Origin of the sequence: Streptomyces sp. Y7, from assembly GCF_043195415.1 — a bacterium.
GTDB lineage: Bacteria > Actinomycetota > Actinomycetes > Streptomycetales > Streptomycetaceae > Streptomyces.
In genome coordinates this window covers 38,360-56,049 of record NZ_JBIDDQ010000001.1, presented here as the reverse complement: position 1 = coordinate 56,049, position 17,690 = coordinate 38,360, and the positions used below count along the sequence as shown (strand labels likewise).

Sequence of the window (17,690 nt, the reverse complement as noted above, 5' to 3'; positions counted from 1 at the left end):
CTCTCCGTGCTGTCAGCTGTCAGCCTCTGCGGGCTGCGCCTCATCCCCAGGCGCATCCGCCGGCTTGGAGGCGGGAGCGGTGTAGAAGACGGACCTTCCTTGCTTGGTGCGCTCCGCCTGGCTCTTGGCCACGAGCCCTTCGAGCGTGACCCGCACGACCTTGGCCGCGATCTGACGCTCGGGGTGGGCCTGGACGAGGGCTGCGGAGATCTCTGCAGCCGAGCGGGGTTCCTTCAGTTCGAGGAGGTGACGGCGGATGAGTTCGACCAGAGTGGGCTGGGCTGCCGGTGCGGCATCGGCCGACTTAGCCTCGGCCTTTTTGAGTGCTGCCTTCTTCGGCGCGACGGCCGGCTTCCGGGCCTTTTGCTTCCCGCCGCGCGCGGCACGGGTCTTCTGCCGCGGGGAGGGCACTACGGCGCTCTCGGTGTTCGCGGAGGGCTGGGCCGGTGCCTCAGTTACGCCGAGTGCCTGCTGCACGTTCACCAGCACCGAGTGGTCGTGCTGCACCGCGGCGAGCTGCTCTTGCAGGGACGCGATCTCCTCGCTGAGACGTTCCTGCTCCTTCACATTGCGTTCGAGGTCATTGGTCACCTGAGCGACGTACTGCGATGTCAGTTCGGTGGCGGGAGCTGCTGTCTGGGGCATGGGGCTGACCTTCCTCGGCGATTGAACGTCCTGCGGGGCTGTGCCATATGCGGGCGACGCCCCTTCTCGGGCGAGGTATCGGCGGCCCGGCAAGGGCGCCGCAGATGCCGCAAGATGCCTCGGCGTACAGATGGTACGGACGAACAGCGCTGGTTGTTCGTGCCAGGTGGTGACTTCTTACTCTTGAGACAGTCTCACAATTCTCGTACCCCATGGCCACCAGGCAGTCCGGCGGAACATGGCTGGGCCTGCTGCTCGGGCAATCGCCAGCACACCTCATCGGTGTCCCGGTTGTGCTGCCATGCCCTCAGGGTGCGTGTGGCCACCAGCCGGTCGAGCAATTCGCCGGTCTGCTGCGGGGAGTGCCCGCACAGGCGACTGAGGATGTCCATGTCGGCGCTGTGTTCACCGCGGGCGCAGGTGTGTGCAGCCAGCACGAGAGCGGTCAGCCGCAGTGCGGGTGCCGCGGCCGGCAGGACCAGAGGAAGCGGCCGAAGTGCCCAGTCAGCGGCGCGGCAACGGGCACGGCGCCCGGGCGCCTGGTCCAGCACCGCGGCGTCGAGCAGCCGCACCTGCACCGGCAGCGCCCGGAAGTCAGGCAACGCGAGCCAGCCAGCATGGGCCAGCTCCAGCCACAGCTCGCGGTTCCGGCGCAGACGCATGCCCTGCAACAGGCCCCCAGGCAGTCGGACATGACCACGGATGTCAGTACGCAGCGCGCACTGCAGGGCCAGCAGCCGGGCGGCGGGGGAGGTGAACCGGGGCAGCGCGGCGCCGAGGTAGGTGAGCATCTCCCGCACCCGCGCTCGCTCCTGGAGCCCGGAGTGGGGCCGGTGCGCGGGCGGAGCCGGACGGGCAGAGACTGACGGTCCAGGCGAGCCGGACAGCGTGTCTGGCACGACGGCCGTGTGGCTGGTCGCCGCGGCGCAGGCCGCACAGGTGTCGGCCAGTCGCCAGGCGCGGCCGCTGCGGTCGCGGGTGAGGGCGAGCAGCACCGGTCCCGCGCAGCCGCGGTGACGCGGATGCCACCGGCAGCCCCGCGCCTGGCATTGGCAGCTACGCAGATGGGCGGGCAGCGCGTCGGTGCGGGCGTGGCACGCCAGGTGAGCCAGGGCGGCCGCCCGTGCGGAGGGGCCCGTGAGCGCAGACGTGTGAGCGGTGCAGGTGGGGCAGACGAGTGCGGGGCCGCCCGGTCGCGGACGCAGTTCCACTGTCCAGATGCGCCGCACTGCTGTGTGCGCGCCGGCGAGCCTCATGGGCTGGTCGTCCTCCCTGTCTGTCCGTGCCCGAGGTGGTCGTTGCCCCGGCGTCAGAGGGCCGGTAAGCCGCACGGTAGTGCAGAGCTGTGCACCGTGATGGACGTCTTCGCCACCCAGACAAATAGTGCTGAGGTCTGCACTGACAGGGCAGGTGTCTGCACCATCGGATGGTGGGGTGACGATCTTGCCGCCCGACCCCGACCTCACCGCACTGCGCGTCAACCTCGCGCGCCTGCGGAGCGCGCGCGGCTGGACCTTCGATGAGCTCGCCAGCCGCAGCGGCCTGGCCCGGCGCACCCTTATCGACCTCGAACACGGCCGCACCACCGGCACCGTCACCACCTGGCACGCCCTCGCCCACGCCTTCGACGTACCCATCGAGTACCTCCTCGGCGCCCTCTGCGACGACCACACCCCGCCCGGCACCCCAGAGGCCTGGCGCCCGCTCCAGCCCTCTGACGCAAATCACCCGAACGGCAAACGGGCACCGAACAAATATGTGCGCCTTGGGTCACTTGTTCGGCATTGCTGGGCTGGCCGGGGGATACCTGCGGCGCCATGTCGCCCGCAACTGCGTGTCGCCTGGCACCGTCCGGGCCATGTGCTCCACTCCTGCCCCTGCCGCCCGGCACTGGGACGGCAGTCCCCGCATCACCAAGCGCTTCCGGCCCCTGCGCGTAGCAGGCACCAGCCCCAGCCGGCTGTTGCGCGCTGGCCGGAGCGGCCGCTGCCGCCAGTGCGGCAACCGCATCGACCTCTACCAGCGCGCCGACCAGCGGCCCATCGCCCTGCACCCCACCGAACTAGGCGCCACGCACGTCCCCGAACCCTGCCGCTGGCATCTGGGCGGAGGCATCGCCTACCCCCACAGCGACGGCAGCCCCTGGTGTCGAATCCCTCACGCCGTGCTCTGCCCCCGCCGCACCCCCCTCTGCCGAACCAACCCCTATCTCGACGAGATCCGCCGCCAGCTCGCTGTCCGTACCCGCCGCCTGACCGACACCGGCGCCTTCACCCCCGCCCCACCTGCCGAGAGCTGTCCACAGGCTGCCGAGCGTCCTGTCCGTCCCGTCGTGCAGATGCTGCTGTGCCGCTACCTCGCCGAGCACGCCGTCGAGCACATCCGCTGCGTGGCCCAGACCCGTAACCGCCACCGCTGCCCTCACTCCCTCCTCACCCCCGCCGGACCGGCCGGAACCTGGAGACTTCTGCCCACGGCACCCCGCCGCGACCAGCTGACTCTGCCCAACGTCCTCATGGCCGTCTACGACCTCGGCGACCTCCCCTACAGCGAGCAACTGCGCTGGCGCGCCCAGCGCTGCCCCCAACACGTCACCGCCCCCGGCGCCGCCGACCTCGCCCTGGCGGGCTGGCAGCCCTTCGACCCCCTCCTGCACGCAACACACATCCGCACCCGCCTGCCCCACCCCCCGGCCCGCGGGCGCAGAAACCGGTAACCATGCCGCACCACGCCCTGGAAATCGCACTGACCCGGCCCCTGACATCGGTCGAACTGCGCCACGCCGCCCAGACCTGGCCGCTCGCCGCCAACCACGACACCACCCGGCTCATTGCCCTTGCGAGCGGCAAGACCCCCGAACGGGCCGCCCACCGACTACGCCGGCGCCTGACCGCCCAGCTGCCCATCGACGTGATCACCACCCACTACCCGGACGCGCACGGACAGGTCCTGCTCAACGTGGCTTTCCCACCCTCCATCCACACTGCTCTGAAACGAAACGCCCGCCACGCAGGCCTCACTCCTGACCGCTACCTACGACAGGCCCTCCACCGAACGCTGGCCGAACACGACAACCGGGAGGCCCACCGCCTCGACGACGCCGTACGCCAACTCCTCGCCCACACCACCCCCGCACACCTGCTGTCCGCCGTCGGGCACGCCCTCACCTGGCCCCAGAAAGGACCCGAGCTGTGAAACCGACCGACGAACAGACGGCAGCCGCCGACGCCTTCCACTCCGGCGACCACCTCGCCCTGCAGGCAGGCGCCGGCACCGGAAAGACCACGACCCTCACCCTGCTCGCCCACGCCACCACCACACGCCGCGGCCGCTACCTCGCCTACAACCGCGCCATCGCCCAGGACGCACGCGCCCGCTTCCCGGCCACTGTCCAGTGCAAGACCGCCCACGGACTCGCCTACGCAGCCGTTGGCCACCGCTACACCCGCCGCCTGAACGCACCCCGCCGCCCGGTCTGGCAGACCGGCCAGGCCCTCGGCATCACCAAAGCCCTCCGCATCGGAGACCGCGAAGTCACCCCCAAAGCACTCTCCAACGCCACCCTGCGCACCGTCACCCGCTTCTGCCACACCGCCGACGACGCCATCACCCACCACCACGTCCCACGCATGCGCGGCCTGGACGACACCGACCTCCACGCCCAACTCGCGGCCCACATCGTGCCGTTCGCCCGCAAAGCCTGGGCCGACCTGCAGCACCCCGAGGACGGCGCCGTCCGCTACGACCACGACCACTACCTCAAAGCCTGGGCCCTCACCCAGCCCAGCATCCAGGCCGACTTCCTGCTGCTGGACGAGGCCCAGGACACCAACCCCGTCGTCGAACAGGTTTTCCTCGCCCAGCGGGACCACGCCCAGCTCGTCATGGTCGGCGACTCCGCCCAGGCCATCTACCAATGGCGCGGCGCTAAAGACGTCATGACCGGTTTCGACGGCACCCAGCTGACCCTGTCCCAGTCCTTCCGCTTCGGCCCCGACCTCGCCGCAGAAGCCAACCGCTGGCTGCACCTCGCCGACGCCCCGATCCGACTCACCGGCACCCCTGCCGTGCCCACCGAACTCGGCCCCGTCACCCAGCCGGACGCCGTGCTGTGCCGCACCAACGTCGGCGCCATGGCACAGGTCATGACCCTCATGGCAGCCGGCTACCGGGTCGCCCTGGCCGGGGGAGGAGGCAGCCTGCAAGCATTGGCCCTCGCCGCCCGTGACCTCAAGGAAGGCCGCCGCACCCACCACCCCGAACTCATCCTCTTCCCCTGCTGGAGCGATCTGCAGGACTACGCCGCCTACGACCCGGCCGGCCGCGACCTGCAGCCCCTGGTCAACCTCGTCGACACTCACGGCACCGATGCCATCCTCGCCGCCGTCGCCCAACTCGCCCCGGAGCTCCACGCCCAGATCACTGTCTCCACCGCCCACAAGGCGAAAGGACGCGAATGGCCCCGCGTGCTCATCGCACACGACTTCGCCCGGGCCGAGGACAACGCTCCCGACGAGCAGACAGGTGCCGAGACGTCCCCCGATCCCATCGACGACGCCGAAGCACGTCTGGCCTATGTAGCTGTCACTCGCACTCGCCAGCGCCTCGATCTAGGCGGGCTCGCTTGGATTCATCTTCACCCTGACGGCACCCCACCTGGCTGGCGTCAATCGGGTCATGATGTGCAGTGAGGTCAACCTCGAACATCAGTTGCCTCTCGAGCAGTTGCTGCCGAGGCGGGCAGGCCGGATGCGCCTACTGATCGTTTCAGAAGTCGGTGCCGCGGCCGACCGCGGCACCCCGCGGATGCGGGTATCGGAAACGCGGCACGGTTAGCCGATCATGTGGTCGTTGTCGAAGTATGCGTCCCCCCGACAGGCCGAGCAGGTGTCCATCCATTCGCCGGTCCGGGTATTCCACGAGCACGGCCTCACATTGCACCCCTCGCAGGTCGGGGAGAGTGGGCGGGCGTAAGCCTCGCGGAGCCCTTCATGGTAGCGGCGGACTGCGAAGACCTGTTGGACGAGCGACAGGCCGTAGACCGTGGGTATGGCGATCAGCACGACCGCAAAACCCAGGGCCCAGTTGGTTCCGACGTTCCACGGGGGCCGCGACATGTCCCCGTAGGCATAGATCCCGAACGGCGTGAACCACACCTGAAGCGCAGCCCAGGCCAGCCACTGCGTAGGTCGTACCGGCTTGGGTGCATTTTCATGCATGACCGCCTCACCTCCTAGGCGTGCGTGATCTGGTGCAGCTTGACCGAAGGGACCTCAGCGCCGTTGGAGAAGCGGACAGTGACGAGCCCGTGGAAGAGCGACACTGAAGTGACCGTTCCGCGTGTGCCTTTTGTGACCCCTCGGCCCAGGTCGACCAGGGCAGTGACCTGGTCCCCGACAACGAAGTTCCTACCCATGTTTGCCTGCCTCATCAGAAAGGGGCGAGGGGGATGGGGCTGCGGGAAGCCCTGGCGGTGCCCCGGCAGTCCGAAGGTCCACGAGTGTCCACGCACAGCCAGACGAAGAGCTGTTCAAAGAGTCTGCCATGCGGGGATCGGGCTTGTGCGGGGATCAGGGCAAGCGCGTTGGGGGACGTTCTGTCGGCGCAGCGCCTGGAGGCTGGCAGGCTGCTCATGGAAGCTGAGGCCGCTCTCGGGACCCGGGCGGCCCGCCTACGCGAGTGCGCGAGACTCGGCATTGAAGAACTCGACCACGGCGAAGGTTGCGTTGAGGCCCTTGTCGTAGGCCGGCCGCAGCGGGCGCACGTGGCCGCTGGCGTCCAGGGGTCCGTTCGGCAACACCCACCAGCACAGGGGGATTCTTGTCGCCAGCGTTGAACTGTGCCGACTCCTTGGGGGCACTCACGCGGAGTCATGCCGCAGATCTGCCAGGAGATGGTGTAGCTGGGCTTCTTCATGCACGGCGAAATCGTTCTGGGTCATGACGTCTGCGAGTTGCGGATCCCAGGGGGTGGGCGCGGGTGGCCCGTCGAGGGCAAGGAGCCGTTCGGCGGGAAGTTCGGTCAGTGCGTTGAGGTAATCAGCAGCGTGCATGCGCCAGGGACGTGCTCCAGCCCGTATCACGCGGTCGGCGATGACAATGCCGGGCCAGTCGAAGTCACCGTGGTAGATGACGTCCGCTCCACCGGCGATGAGCCGTCGCAGTAGTTCCCATCCTGCGGCGGACGGGTTGCCGCTGCCGCATACCAGGATGCCGGGCGCACCGTAGCGTGCGGCGGCTTGAAGCACTTGAGGGTTCTCGCAGAAGTGCACCGTCGTTCCAGGCACCGTCAAAGCGGTATCGGGAGCAGTGCGCAGTTCTTGCAGGGTCAGATGGGTCACCAGCGCGAGATCTCGGCGGGTGCGCATCATCTGGGCCCAAGGGTGTCCTCCGGGCGGGGCGAGTCGCCACACCATGATGGTTCCCGACACGGAGTCCGTCCTGACGCCGACCCGCTCCCACAACAGCCGGCGGCCTGCGGCCGAGTCGGGCCAAGGTAGTGTGCACGCTGCTGCAATGGCTTTCAGGACCAGGATGCCGGTGAGACGGCCCTCGTCGAGTCCGTGGGCGTCGCCCGTCGTGTGTGCGGCGAGCTCGCTCAGCTCCCACTGTTTCACAGCCTCTGCTTCGGTGCCGGACCTGGAGTGAAGAGGTGTGTTCGTGAGTGCGGAGATGGTGCGTATTGCGCTGCCGAGGGCGCTCGTGGCCGCTTCGATGCCGGCGCGGGTGAGAATGCCGGTGCTCCTCAACTCCCCGAGCCAGTCGGCGATCCAGCCTGCGTGGGCCAGGCCTGTACAGGTGAGGTCGGCATCCAACTCCTGCCACATCGCTGTCCATGCTGTCTGCTGTGCTTCCTTGGCCGACACCCTGTCCTGCAGAGGCTGGCCGGTCAGTTCTGACACGACGCTGACGAGGCCGCATTGGGCGGCCGATGCTCTCAAAGCGGCATCCAGGGCGCCTAGTTGAATGCGGCGCAGACCAGGTTCGAGACGGGTGCCGAGCAATCCTCCCAGCCGCTTGGCGCCTTCGGCGTCGAGCTGGGCCTGCACGGTGCCGGTGGGGGCTAGGCGGTTGCGCTCCAGTCGTTTGCGGGCCGCTGCCCACAGGGCGGTGAGGCTGGGGTCGTTGAGATAACTACGGACGGGGGCGGACAGCTGGGGGAGGGAACTGGGGGTCATGACGCGGCGCGCAGGTGGCGGGTGCGGCCGTCCCAGTGGACGTGGGTGGTCACGGCCGCGGTGCCTTCGGCACGGCGCACTTCGTAGGTGTCCAGTGCGGGAACCTCAGCGAAGAATCCCCACAGGGCGTGGCCAGTCATGACGAAATCGAGGTCCAGGCGGACCAGGAGCGCCATCAGTTCACCGATGGTCCGGTGGTCGACCTTGGCGAATGCGTCGTCCAGGAGGATCAGCCGCAAGGCCCTGCCGGTGTCGGGCAGGCTGCTGAGGTAGGCGTCGGCGGCGGCGAACAAGGTTACGTAGGACACGAAGCGGGTCTCGCCCTGCGAGAGCTTCGCCCGGCGGCTGATCTTGCGTTCTTGGCTGGGGCCGGGGCCGGTGATGAAGGCGTCCACTACGTGCCACGCCCGGTAGTCGAGAGCCGTGTGCAGGTGGGTGGCGTATCCAGCTTGAGGGTCGGCGCTGTAGGCGGTGTCCACGAGTGCCTTGAGCCGGCTGATCAGTTCTTCGGATTCCGCTTCGCGCAGCATATGGACGTCGCGTTTCATCAGCTCTTTGATCCGCGTGATGTGTTCGCTGGCAGAATCGGCCAGGCGCCAGCGGATCTTGACGCCGATGCCGTGGCTGGTGGTGATGGGCCCCAGTGAGGTGTTCATCGCCTTGATCAGGCCTTCCGCCTCGATGATCCGGTTGCGGAGTTCTTCGGCCATCCCGCCCAGGACGAAGTTGTGAAAGGCCGTGCGCTCGCGCTGGGTCAGCGCGCTGCGACCGCGGTCGCGTCGTTCCCGCAGTTCGGCTGCGGCATCAGCGATGTGGCGCCGGCCGCTGGCATCCGTCAGCTCGACCACATGCAGGTCGTCCTCGATCGTGACGGTCACGTCGTACGCGCCCGCAGTGTTGCGCTCCAGCACTGACTGGGCGCGTACCAGGGCGGTGGCATCGGCGGTGCTGTCCGGCCGCTGCACCGCTGCCCGGACCTCGCGCAGCGCCGCCAGGATGTCGTCTGCGCCGGCACCGGCCGACAGCAGCGCGGCCGGAGGATCCGTGTCCGGGACCAGAGCCACGGCCAGAGCCGGATGGCTCAGGCGCCGGTGCAACGCCTGGGCCTGCTGGACGAGAGCCGTCCGGGCCTCCTGCGCTTTGTCCCGGGCGCCTTGCGCCTTTTCCCCGGCCGCGGCCACCTGGCCGGTCAGGTCGAGTACCTGCCGGTTGGTGCGTTGCAGGACCTCCTTGGTCTGCCTGAGTTCCCTTTCGGCTGCATCGAGACGGTCGTGCACCTCTTGTGGGCTGGATCCGAGGCTCTCCCGCAATGCGGCCAGTGCTGAGGCCTCCCGTGACCAGGCCAGGCCTGCCGACTCGGCGTGTCCTTCTGCCTCACTGCGCCGGTCGCGAATCGTGCGCATGCGCTCCAGCAGAAGTTGCCGGCGGGCGAGATGCTTCTTGACCGCTTCGCTGGCGCGGTCCACGTCCCGGCACATGCTCTGCGATCGTTCCGCACAAGACTGCGTGGCCCGCAGGCCGTCTGCGTCGTCGGGCATTCCCAGGGCCGCACAGATCTCGCGGTGGTTATGCCGGCGGGCTGTCCAGGCCCGCTGCATCCGCTGGGCCTCCTCAGCGAGGGCGCCTGCTTGCTTACGGGTGGCGACGGCGTCCGTGCGGGCTGAGGCAGCCTGCAGGCGCAGAGTCGCGAGCTGCACCGAGCGCGGAGCCTCCACCAGATGGTTCTCCAGGTCCCGCAGCCCGGCGTCCAGGGCGTCCTGCTGCTCGCTGCGTTTCTGTGCCGCCTGCTGTAACTGCTCAAGCAGGACGTCGATCTCGGCGAGTCGGGCCGCCCGTGTGGCGGCCCGAGCCCTGGCGCCGATGTAGCGGGCGCTCGTGGGCAGGTGGCGTCCCGTCAGGGGACCGTTGCCCCATGAGCCGTCGGATGCCACCCAGGTGGGGTGCCCTGGACTCAGAGCAATCTGATCCAAGATGGCGTTGACGCGTTCCACCTCCGTGCTGTCACTACCTGCCGGGACCAGAAGTGAGCGCGCTGAGCGCAGCGCCGGGGGACCGCCCATCCCCAGCAGCAGTTGGCCGCTTTCGGCGACTACGCTGCCGTCCTGTGTGAGGACGCCGCACAGCAACCCCGAGGCGAGCAGGGCTCCCTCCACGCCGGCACGTACTCCTGCGTCGGCCTCGGGCCGGAACTCCAACAGCTGCCACAGTGCCGGTGCATCGGTGGGCTGGCTGTCCAGCCAGTCGGGCCCGGGGGGCGGTACATCGCGCTCTTGGCGCAGTTCCCCGGCTTCGGCCAGCAGTTCCACGCGCCGGGCGTTGTCCTGCTGTGCCTGTGCGGCCAATGCGGCCGTCTGCTGGGCGTGCAGGGCCCGGGCAGGGGCAGCCACTTGATGGGCGAGAGCATCCAGGCTGGCTAGTTCACGGTCCGTGTGGGGACCGGCCGGCACGTCACCGGCCAGGGTTTCGACGTCGTCCAGGAGGGCGGCGACGGCCGTGCTGCGCCAGTCGACGTCTCCCAGCAGGTGCTGGGAGCGCGGGGATGCAGTCCAGACCCGCCACGCCACGGCCAGCTTCGCTGCCGCTTCGTCGCGGTTGGTTTCCGCTTGCTCTGCTTTACCCTCGGCCGTGACGGCGTCTTCGGCGGCGTCTTCGGCCCGGTCCTGAGCGCGCCGTACTTTCTCGAGTGCGGAGACCAGTTCCTGGGCCTCACCGGCGCGAGCCGCTGCCTGCTGGGCCCGGGTGGTCGCAGCCGAGCGCAGCGCGGGAGTTGCCGCAAGCAGGGCGTCGATGTCCGCAGCGATGTCCTCCCCGGCGGGGACGAGAGAGAGCGCAGCCGGGCGGCTGACGGGCTCCGGGTCAGCATCCGCGCTGGTGCGCACCGCCTCCACCACGGGATCGGGCCCTTGTACCTCGAAGTGTGCAGCAGCCGGCATCGGGGTGCTGAGACCAGCTCCCACGAGGAGTTCACCGGTCTGCTGGGCGATCTGAGCCGCCTCGTCCGCCGCGCTCTTGGCGTCCTGGGCCGCCTCGTTGCATGCGTCAGCGGTGCGCTGTTCTTCCTCACGGGCCCCCTGGGCGGTGGCCATGGCGTTGCGGGCGGCCGATTCCAGTGCTTGCAGGGTGCTGAGGCGTTCGCTGAGTTCCCGGGCCGCCCGGTATTCGCCTGACTGCCGGATTCCGTCGACAGTTGCTTCCAGCTCATCGCGGTAGCCGTCCAGTTCATGAACCTGGGCTACCGCGTTGGCATGGTCGCGGACGAGTTGGAGGTGTGTCTCCTCTCGCTGTGCTGCCCTCGCATCGGTGTCCCGGGCCAGGACGGCTGCAGCCTGGGTGCGGTCACTGGCGGCGATGCAGACGCCTGTGGCGTAGCGGGTGTAGACCCTGAGGAAGTCGGCGACGTGACCGTAGGCGGTTTCCAGCCGGGCCAGCGCTGCCCGGGTCTCCTCCAGCCCGTCGAGTTCTTCGCCCGCGGTGGCGATGGCCTTGTCGGACAGAGGGGGCAGGGCGTCGGAAAGGATCTGGGGCAGGCGGCCTTCGTCGATGCGGTTGCCCACGTCAGGAGAGCGCAGCGTGTGCAGAAGCTGCAGCAGTCCCGTATAGCGTTCGCGTCCCTGGTCGCCGTGGAGGCCGAAGACGGCCGCGCGTACCCGGTCGCGGTGGACGTCGGGAGATGAGGTCAGACGGTCCGCTCCGATGACACCGGCCAGGCCTTCCTTCGACAGGGGAACCCGGCTGGTGTCGAGAAGGATGAGATCCTCGTCAACTCGCAGGGGGGTGAGGAAGTACCAGGCCTTCGCCTCCGCAGCACTGTGCGAGAAGCGGATCAGAGCACCCGTAGTTAGAAACTCTGTGCGCTGCTCACTGCCGACGCCCTCCACCTCGCGGGCGAGTTCCAGCCACACATACCCGAGCCGGTTGGCCTGGCCGTCGCCGCCAGCCCGCATCAGGTCTTCCAGCCGGACCTTGCCGGACCCTGTGGCATCCATGCGGCGCCGGTCACCGTCCAGGACGAACGGCAGCAGCATCTCCAGGGCCCGGGACTTGCCGGACCCATTGGATCCCCGCAGCACCAGGCGGCCCCCCGAGAGATCGAAGCGCTGGTCGAAGTAGAACCAGACATTGACGATTCCCGCCCGGCTCAGCCGCCACCGGTGCGGGTGGGCCGCACTGACGTGCGGCTGCCTGCCCGCAGGACTGTCGGGTGTGCGTGGACCGGGAAAGGCGAGGGCACTCACAGCGCCTCCCTGAGAAAGGACTCGGTGAACAGCGTGTCGGACGGCGCGCCGGTGCTGGCAGGAGGCGTATCGGCCAGCCGCTGTGCGGCACGTGTCGGCTGGGCGTGCGGTTCAGGCCGATAGCGGGCCGCTGCCGGGTGCAGCACCAGCCCTTCGGACAGACTGAAGGCCAGCGACATGGATTCCAGCAGGGCCACGCACATACGGCAGTGCGGCCAGGCGGATGCGCTCGTGCCCGTCGCGGCTGTCGAAGTCGAGCACGGTGCCCGGTTCCGTGTCGCCGCGGCTGTGCACGAAGCGCAGACGGCCCTGGTCGGCGTCGGGCCGCAGAGTGCACACGTAGTTGAGCAGGTCGAACAGTTCGGGGGAGTCGTGGTTTCCGCCCAGGACCACGGTGGGCGCGATGCGCGCCAGGGTGTTCAGGCAGCGCATCGCGCGCAGGATGTCCTTGTGCGCGGGCCGGTAGGAGTGGAACAGGTCGCCGCTGTGCACGATCAGGTCCGGCTGTTCTGTCTCGGCTATCGCGGTGATCTCGGCCAGGACGGCGTCGAACTCCTCGTCCCGGGAGCGGCGGGCCAGTGTCCGGCCCAGATGCCAGTCGGACGTGTGCAGGGCTTTCATTGAACGGCTCTCCTCAGTGCAGGCATGGCTGCCCGACGCCCCCTGCGGCAGCGGCAGTTGGCGAAGTGCCGACGACTCTACAACAGGAATCACAGGAGAAAGCTGGAAAACACTGGAATACGGTAGGGTGGGTGTCATGCACGAGCATCTGGACGCACTCGAAGCACGCATGCAACAGCTGCAGCAAGCCATGCGGCGCGCCCAACTGGCCCGTGACAGCGACGAGGTCAAGCGGCTACGCGACGAGCTGCGCCGCATTCAGCGGGCCTGGGACGCCCTGTTCGAACAGGCCGAAGACGGTGAGGACGCCACCGCTCCCACCGACACCTCGCGCAGCGCTCCCGCACAGGACACGACGACGGATCCGTCGGCTCTGCTGCCCGCACGCGAGCAGGTTCACCAGGTCCTGACGATGCTGGCGGTGCCCGCAGCGCCCAAGCTCATCAGCACGGTCCACGAAGCGTTCTTCGCCGGCGCCCTGGCCCCCTCCCGGCTGACCAGCCTTCGCCGCGACGAGGAACGCTCCTACCGCTCTGCACCCGGCGCCCGCCCGTACTACCTGTGCCCGGCGCTCACTTCCGACCTGCTCTCACCCGCCCGGGGCCTGCTCACCGTCAGCACTTGGCCCCTGGAGCAGCGCATCGTCGGACCCCTCAGCGCCCGCGTCCATTTCCTCACCAGCGCCCTGAACATCGCCGACGCAGCCGACCGCCTCGACCACGACCACCTGCCACTGCCCGCCCGGCAACTCCTGGCGCGTTACGCCCAGAACATCCCCGGCGCCCAGCCCCCCGTACAGCAGCGCACCCCAGGTCACACCACCGTCGATCTGCCGCTGCTGCGCCGTGCCGCCGAGGACGAACTTGCCTTGCACACCGACAGTGACACCACCAACCGCACCGAAGCAGCCGACCGCGCGCGTCACCAACTCGATGAGGCAGGGCTGCTGTTCGGCGGCTCCTTCCAGTCCGCCCGCCGCCTGCGCTCCGTTCCCTAACCGCCTCTGACTTGTCCCCGCAAGGAAGCTCCGTGAGTCTGCTCAACGACCGGCTCGATGCACTGCGCGGCCCCGCCCCCGCCAAAGGGCACGACGCCCGCACCCTCGCGGCCCTGACCACCAACCCCGGCTGCAGCCGTCGGGCCCTGCTGGACGCCGCTGGCGTCGACAAGGACGCCATCGCCGTCCACCTGGGCAAACCCCGCCCGCTTGCCAAGTCCTCCCTCGCCCTGCGCAGCGGGGCCGTCTTCGAACAGCAGGTGAAGGCCGACGGCGGCGCCGAACTCCTGCGCCTGCTGCGCGAAGTCCTCGGCCTGCCGCTGCCCGAGGCCGCCCACAACGACCTCGCCAACGTCGGCACACAGGACGCCTCCCTGCAGGTACGCCACGCCTACACCCGCACCGCCGTCCTGGAAGCCGTCCGCTCCACCAGCCCCGTACGCACGCTGCTGGACCACCCCATCCTGCAGCTGACCGTCGCCGGCCACCCCGTCTACCTCGAGCCCGACGTGGTCGCCTTCCAGATCGACGGCGTCTTCCACATCATCGAGATCAAGTCTTTTGCTGTCCTCGACGGCCAGGCCAACCCGGCCAAAGTGGCCGGCGCCGTCACCCAGGCCGCCGCCTACATCCTCGCCCTGCGCGAACTGCTGGAAAAGGAAGGCATCGACAAGGGCACGGTCTCCGACGACGTCATACTCGTCACCCCCCGCAACTTCAGCCGCCGGCCCACCGCCAGCCTGGTCGACGCCCGCAAGAAGGTCGCCGCGCTCACCCGCCAGCTCAGCCGGCTCACCCGCATCGAGCCCCTGCTCGACGCACTGCCACCCGACACCACCTTCGACCTCGCCCTCGACCCTGACGACCGGCCCACCCGCGACCCCAAGGCCCTCGCCGCCGCCCTGCAGACCACCCGCTCCCGCTACACCCCCGCCTGCCGCCACTTCTGCGACCTGGCCTACTTCTGCCGCGGCGAGGCCCGCGACGACGGCTCGATCGACGTGCTGGGCATCGGCGTCCGGGACGACCTAGGCGGCATCGACCACATCACCACGGCCCTGCGCCTGGCCGACGGCACCCACACCCCCGCCCCCGACCAGACCGACCTGGCCGCTGCCCTCCAGCACGCTCACACCATCCGCGCCCAACTGCGGGAGTCCGCATGAGCCTCCTCACCACCCTGCTGCGCCTGGAGGCGGCCGAAACCGAGCAGGCCCAGGACGCAAGCACCATCCGCCACTTCCACCTCACCGAGCGGCCGATGGTCTTCCTGCCGCTCAACCGCTCCGGCACCGAAGCCACCTCGCTGGCCGTCATGTACGGCGACGACCCGTCCCGCCCCCAGCTGCTGGTCGCACCCCCACGCGGCCGGCCCACCGCATTCCTAGACGACCTCGCCGACGGCATCCTCACCTACATCGACAGCTTCCAGCACACCACCGAACGCCTACCCGCCCGCGGCAACAGGCCCGCCCGGCAGCGCTACACCAACGCCCCCCAACTCCTCGTCGCCAACCGCAAGTCAGTCCCCCACATCGAGCGGCTGGGCCGCGCCCTGCGCTTCACCGAGACACCCGAGGGCACCGACCCCGCCCGCAGCACCGGACGCCTCGGCCAGTGGCTGACCTTCTTCGCCGAACACGCCGAATACCCCGGCTCCGCCCTCCTGGCGGCCCTGACGGAACTACTGACCTCCCACTGGGTCACCGGCCAAAGCCCTCTGGAAGACGAGCACCTCGCAGCCCTGATGGCCTGGATCAGACCACCCGCCGGAACCACGGGCCTGCACGCGGCCCTCGCCGCCGAAGACCCCCAGCTGCGCCGGCCCGCCGGACCGGCCACCGATCCCTCCTTCGACACCTTCGAACTCGACCCCCTGCTGACGGCCTACGACACCGCCGCCGAAGAAGGCAACACGGCCGCCATGACCCGGCACACCGACCGGCTGCGCGATCTCCTCCACACCTATCTCCACCCCACCTGGAACGACGCCTGGCAGGCGCTCTCCCTGCTGCGCAGCCTGCCCCAGACCCCGGACGCACACCGCCGCTGGGACGCCGACCGAGACCGCTTCACCGCCTACAGCACCTACCTCGCCGACGACGGCCGCCCCCAGCCCATCAAGGACGACGCCATCTCCGCCGCCCGCCGCCTGGCCCGCCTGGAACAGGCCCAAGGCGCCTTCGAAGCCCGCCGCGCGATGGAAGACCCTTTCGTCATGGCCGAGCGGCGCACCAGCGGGGAGGCCCTCGCCGGCACCGTCATCGACACCGACCCCCACCACACCATCACAGGCCCCAGCGGCCGTCCTCTGCTGCGTCCCCGCTTCACCCTGCACACCACGGACCCGGTGCGCCTCGACACCGGAAGCCTGCTGGCCGGACCCCACAACCCCCGGGTGCACGCAGCCATTCGCAGCATCACCCCCCGCGACGGCGGCACCGACCTGCTGCTCGAGATCACCACCCTCACCGGCACCGTGGCCAAACCCAAGCCAGATTCCGTCCCCGCCGTCGAGGACCATCTCTTCCTCACCCTCGCCCCCGAGTTCTTCCGCCAGCCCCCCTTCCCCAGCCGCGACGACACCCCCTGGACCCACGGCGGCCCCCAGCACGACCACCCTGCTGCCGCCCTGGAGGCGACCGAGGAGGCCCAGCCATGACCCCACCCACGCCCTCACCCGCCGAGCTGGCCCAAGCAGCCGTCACCGGCGTCATCGACGCGCTCGCCACAGGCAGCGACCAGGCCCTCGTTGTCGACTCGCCGCCCGGCGCCGGGAAATCCACCCTGGTCGTCCGCGCCGCCCGCACGCTCGCTGCCGCCGACGAGCGGTGCATCATCGTCGCCCAGACCAACCACCAGGTCGATGATCTCCTGGTCCGCCTCGCCGATCCCGAAGCGCCCCGGATGCGCCTGGGACGCCTCACCGGTCACACCTACCAGGTCCCCGACCACATCAGGGACTTGACCGACACCATCATCAGCAAGGACATCAAAGACGTCCTCGCCTGTGACGTAATCGTCGCAACCGCCAAAAAATGGGCGAACGTCGACGGACCCCGCTGGAGGTGGGCCATCATCGACGAGGCCTATCAGATGCGCTCCGACGCCCTGCTGCTGATCGCCAAACTCTTCGACCAGGCCCTCTTCGTGGGCGATCCCGGTCAGCTCGACCCGTTCTCCACCATTCACTCCCCCCGCTGGATCGGCCTGCCCCACGACCCTATGAACAGCGCCGTCACGGTCCTGATGAACCACACCAACGCCACTGTCCACACGCTGCCCGTCTCCTGGCGCCTGCCCCCTTCCGCAGCAGGCCTCGTCTCCCGAGCCTTCTACCCCTTCACCCCCTTCCAGGCCGGCACCGCCCCCGCCACCCGGAGCCTGCACTTCACCACCAGCGGCCTGCACAACCCCTTGGACGCCACCGTCGAGGAAGCCGCCCGCTCCGGCTGGGCCCTGCACGAGCTACCCGCCCGGCACACCGCCCCCCACCGACCCCGAAGTCGCCCGTGCCACCGTCGCCCTGGCCGACCGTCTACTGGCCCGCGGCGCCGAGGCCGTGTGCGAGACCTATCCCTCCGGCCGTCGCCTGGAGCCCACCGACATCGCCATCGGCACCGCACACCGGGAACAGGCCCGCCACATTCAGCAACTCCTTGACCACACGCCCCACGCCCGAGGAGTCCGCGCCGATACCGCCAATCGCCTGCAGGGACGCGAATTCGCCGTCACCATCGTCCTGCACCCGCTCTCGGGCCGCCGCGATGCATCTGCCTTCCATCTGGAAGCCGGCCGCCTGTGTGTGCTGGCTTCGCGCCACCGCCATGCCTGCATCGTCGTCGCCCGCGCCGGCATCGCCGACCTGCTCGACAGCCACCCGTCCAACGACCCCGTCCACCTCGGCGTTCCTGCCAAGTTCCCCGATGGCTGGGAAGCCCACCAGCACGTCCTCGACCGGCTCTCCCAGCACCGCATCCGTAGCGCCTGAATCCGCCTGCCACCCGCTTCTGGA

Annotated in this window: 12 protein-coding genes and 2 pseudogenes; 8 read left to right on the top strand and 6 right to left on the bottom strand. The window is 69.4% G+C overall.

Features of this window, described 5'->3' with window-relative positions; genetic code table 11:
• Positions 1-12: 12 nt before the first annotated feature.
• Both ACGFW6_RS00180 and ACGFW6_RS00175 read right to left on the bottom strand, forming a co-directional pair.
• Positions 13-645, bottom strand: coding sequence for a hypothetical protein (locus ACGFW6_RS00180; RefSeq protein ID WP_393502808.1), 633 nt, complete (start codon positions 643-645; stop codon positions 13-15).
• Between the two features lie 194 nt (positions 646-839).
• Positions 840-1,436 carry a hypothetical protein gene (locus ACGFW6_RS00175; protein WP_393502806.1) on the bottom strand — a complete coding sequence of 199 codons (597 nt, stop codon included), beginning with the start codon at positions 1,434-1,436 and terminating at the stop codon, positions 840-842.
• A gap of 643 nt (positions 1,437-2,079) precedes the next feature.
• On the opposite strand from ACGFW6_RS00175, the pseudogene ACGFW6_RS00170 reads away from it, so the two are divergent.
• From ACGFW6_RS00170 to ACGFW6_RS00155, 4 genes and pseudogenes are all read left to right on the top strand, one after another.
• Positions 2,080-2,340 (top strand): annotated as a pseudogene (locus ACGFW6_RS00170) (helix-turn-helix transcriptional regulator); the annotation flags it as partial.
• 163 nt (positions 2,341-2,503) lie between these two features.
• Positions 2,504-3,361 (top strand): DUF6083 domain-containing protein, encoded by an 858-nt coding sequence (locus ACGFW6_RS00165; RefSeq protein WP_393502805.1) that lies wholly within the window; start codon positions 2,504-2,506, stop codon positions 3,359-3,361.
• A gap of 2 nt (positions 3,362-3,363) precedes the next feature.
• Complete coding sequence (locus ACGFW6_RS00160; protein ID WP_393502803.1) at positions 3,364-3,840, top strand: hypothetical protein; 477 nt, start codon at positions 3,364-3,366, stop codon at positions 3,838-3,840.
• Positions 3,837-5,336 carry a UvrD-helicase domain-containing protein gene (locus ACGFW6_RS00155; RefSeq protein WP_393502801.1) on the top strand — a complete coding sequence of 500 codons (1,500 nt, stop codon included), beginning with the start codon at positions 3,837-3,839 and terminating at the stop codon, positions 5,334-5,336. Before ACGFW6_RS00160 ends, ACGFW6_RS00155 begins: the two co-directional genes overlap by 4 nt.
• Before the next feature lie 141 nt (positions 5,337-5,477).
• Here the strand turns inward: ACGFW6_RS00155 and ACGFW6_RS00150 are convergent, their stop codons facing one another.
• From ACGFW6_RS00150 to ACGFW6_RS00135, 4 genes are all read right to left on the bottom strand, one after another.
• Complete coding sequence (locus ACGFW6_RS00150; protein ID WP_393502799.1) at positions 5,478-5,864, bottom strand: hypothetical protein; 387 nt, start codon at positions 5,862-5,864, stop codon at positions 5,478-5,480.
• A 641-nt stretch (positions 5,865-6,505) separates the two neighbouring features.
• A complete protein-coding gene (locus ACGFW6_RS00145; RefSeq protein WP_393502797.1) occupies positions 6,506-7,822 on the bottom strand; it encodes a TIGR02679 family protein in 1,317 nt (438 codons plus the stop codon).
• The gene (locus tag ACGFW6_RS00140; protein WP_393502795.1) at positions 7,819-12,057 is read right to left on the bottom strand and encodes a TIGR02680 family protein; all 4,239 of its coding nucleotides are present in this window, start codon (positions 12,055-12,057) and stop codon (positions 7,819-7,821) included. Before ACGFW6_RS00140 ends, ACGFW6_RS00145 begins: the two co-directional genes overlap by 4 nt.
• 111 nt (positions 12,058-12,168) lie before the next feature.
• A complete protein-coding gene (locus ACGFW6_RS00135) occupies positions 12,169-12,678 on the bottom strand; it encodes an exonuclease SbcCD subunit D (protein WP_393502793.1) in 510 nt (169 codons plus the stop codon).
• A 136-nt stretch (positions 12,679-12,814) separates the two neighbouring features.
• On the opposite strand from ACGFW6_RS00135, the gene ACGFW6_RS00130 reads away from it, so the two are divergent.
• The 4 genes and pseudogenes from ACGFW6_RS00130 to ACGFW6_RS00115 all read left to right on the top strand — a co-directional run bounded on the left by ACGFW6_RS00130 (position 12,815) and on the right by ACGFW6_RS00115 (position 17,666).
• Positions 12,815-13,675: a hypothetical protein gene (locus ACGFW6_RS00130; protein ID WP_393502791.1), complete on the top strand. Its 861-nt coding sequence runs from the start codon at positions 12,815-12,817 to the stop codon at positions 13,673-13,675.
• Positions 13,676-13,707: 32 nt separating this feature from the next.
• On the top strand, positions 13,708-14,841 hold the full coding sequence (locus tag ACGFW6_RS00125) for a hypothetical protein (RefSeq protein WP_393502789.1): 1,134 nt from the start codon (positions 13,708-13,710) through the stop codon (positions 14,839-14,841).
• On the top strand, positions 14,838-16,337 hold the full coding sequence (locus ACGFW6_RS00120) for a hypothetical protein (protein WP_393502787.1): 1,500 nt from the start codon (positions 14,838-14,840) through the stop codon (positions 16,335-16,337). Before ACGFW6_RS00125 ends, ACGFW6_RS00120 begins: the two co-directional genes overlap by 4 nt.
• Positions 16,334-17,666, top strand: a pseudogene (locus tag ACGFW6_RS00115) (AAA domain-containing protein). Before ACGFW6_RS00120 ends, ACGFW6_RS00115 begins: the two are co-directional and overlap by 4 nt.
• Positions 17,667-17,690: the final 24 nt, after the last annotated feature.

Bases quoted from the DNA above. Each gene is read 5' to 3' on its own strand.
- ACGFW6_RS00180 (WP_393502808.1), bottom strand. From the start codon at position 645: ATGCCCCAGACAGCAGCTCCCGCCACCGAACTGACATCGCAGTACGTC.
- ACGFW6_RS00175 (WP_393502806.1), bottom strand. From the start codon at position 1,436: ATGCTCACCTACCTCGGCGCCGCGCTGCCCCGGTTCACCTCCCCCGCC.
- ACGFW6_RS00165 (WP_393502805.1), top strand. From the start codon at position 2,504: ATGTGCTCCACTCCTGCCCCTGCCGCCCGGCACTGGGACGGCAGTCCC.
- ACGFW6_RS00160 (WP_393502803.1), top strand. From the start codon at position 3,364: ATGCCGCACCACGCCCTGGAAATCGCACTGACCCGGCCCCTGACATCG.
- ACGFW6_RS00150 (WP_393502799.1), bottom strand. From the start codon at position 5,864: ATGCATGAAAATGCACCCAAGCCGGTACGACCTACGCAGTGGCTGGCC.
- ACGFW6_RS00145 (WP_393502797.1), bottom strand. From the start codon at position 7,822: ATGACCCCCAGTTCCCTCCCCCAGCTGTCCGCCCCCGTCCGTAGTTAT.
- ACGFW6_RS00135 (WP_393502793.1), bottom strand. From the start codon at position 12,678: ATGAAAGCCCTGCACACGTCCGACTGGCATCTGGGCCGGACACTGGCC.
- ACGFW6_RS00130 (WP_393502791.1), top strand. From the start codon at position 12,815: ATGCACGAGCATCTGGACGCACTCGAAGCACGCATGCAACAGCTGCAG.
- ACGFW6_RS00120 (WP_393502787.1), top strand. From the start codon at position 14,838: ATGAGCCTCCTCACCACCCTGCTGCGCCTGGAGGCGGCCGAAACCGAG.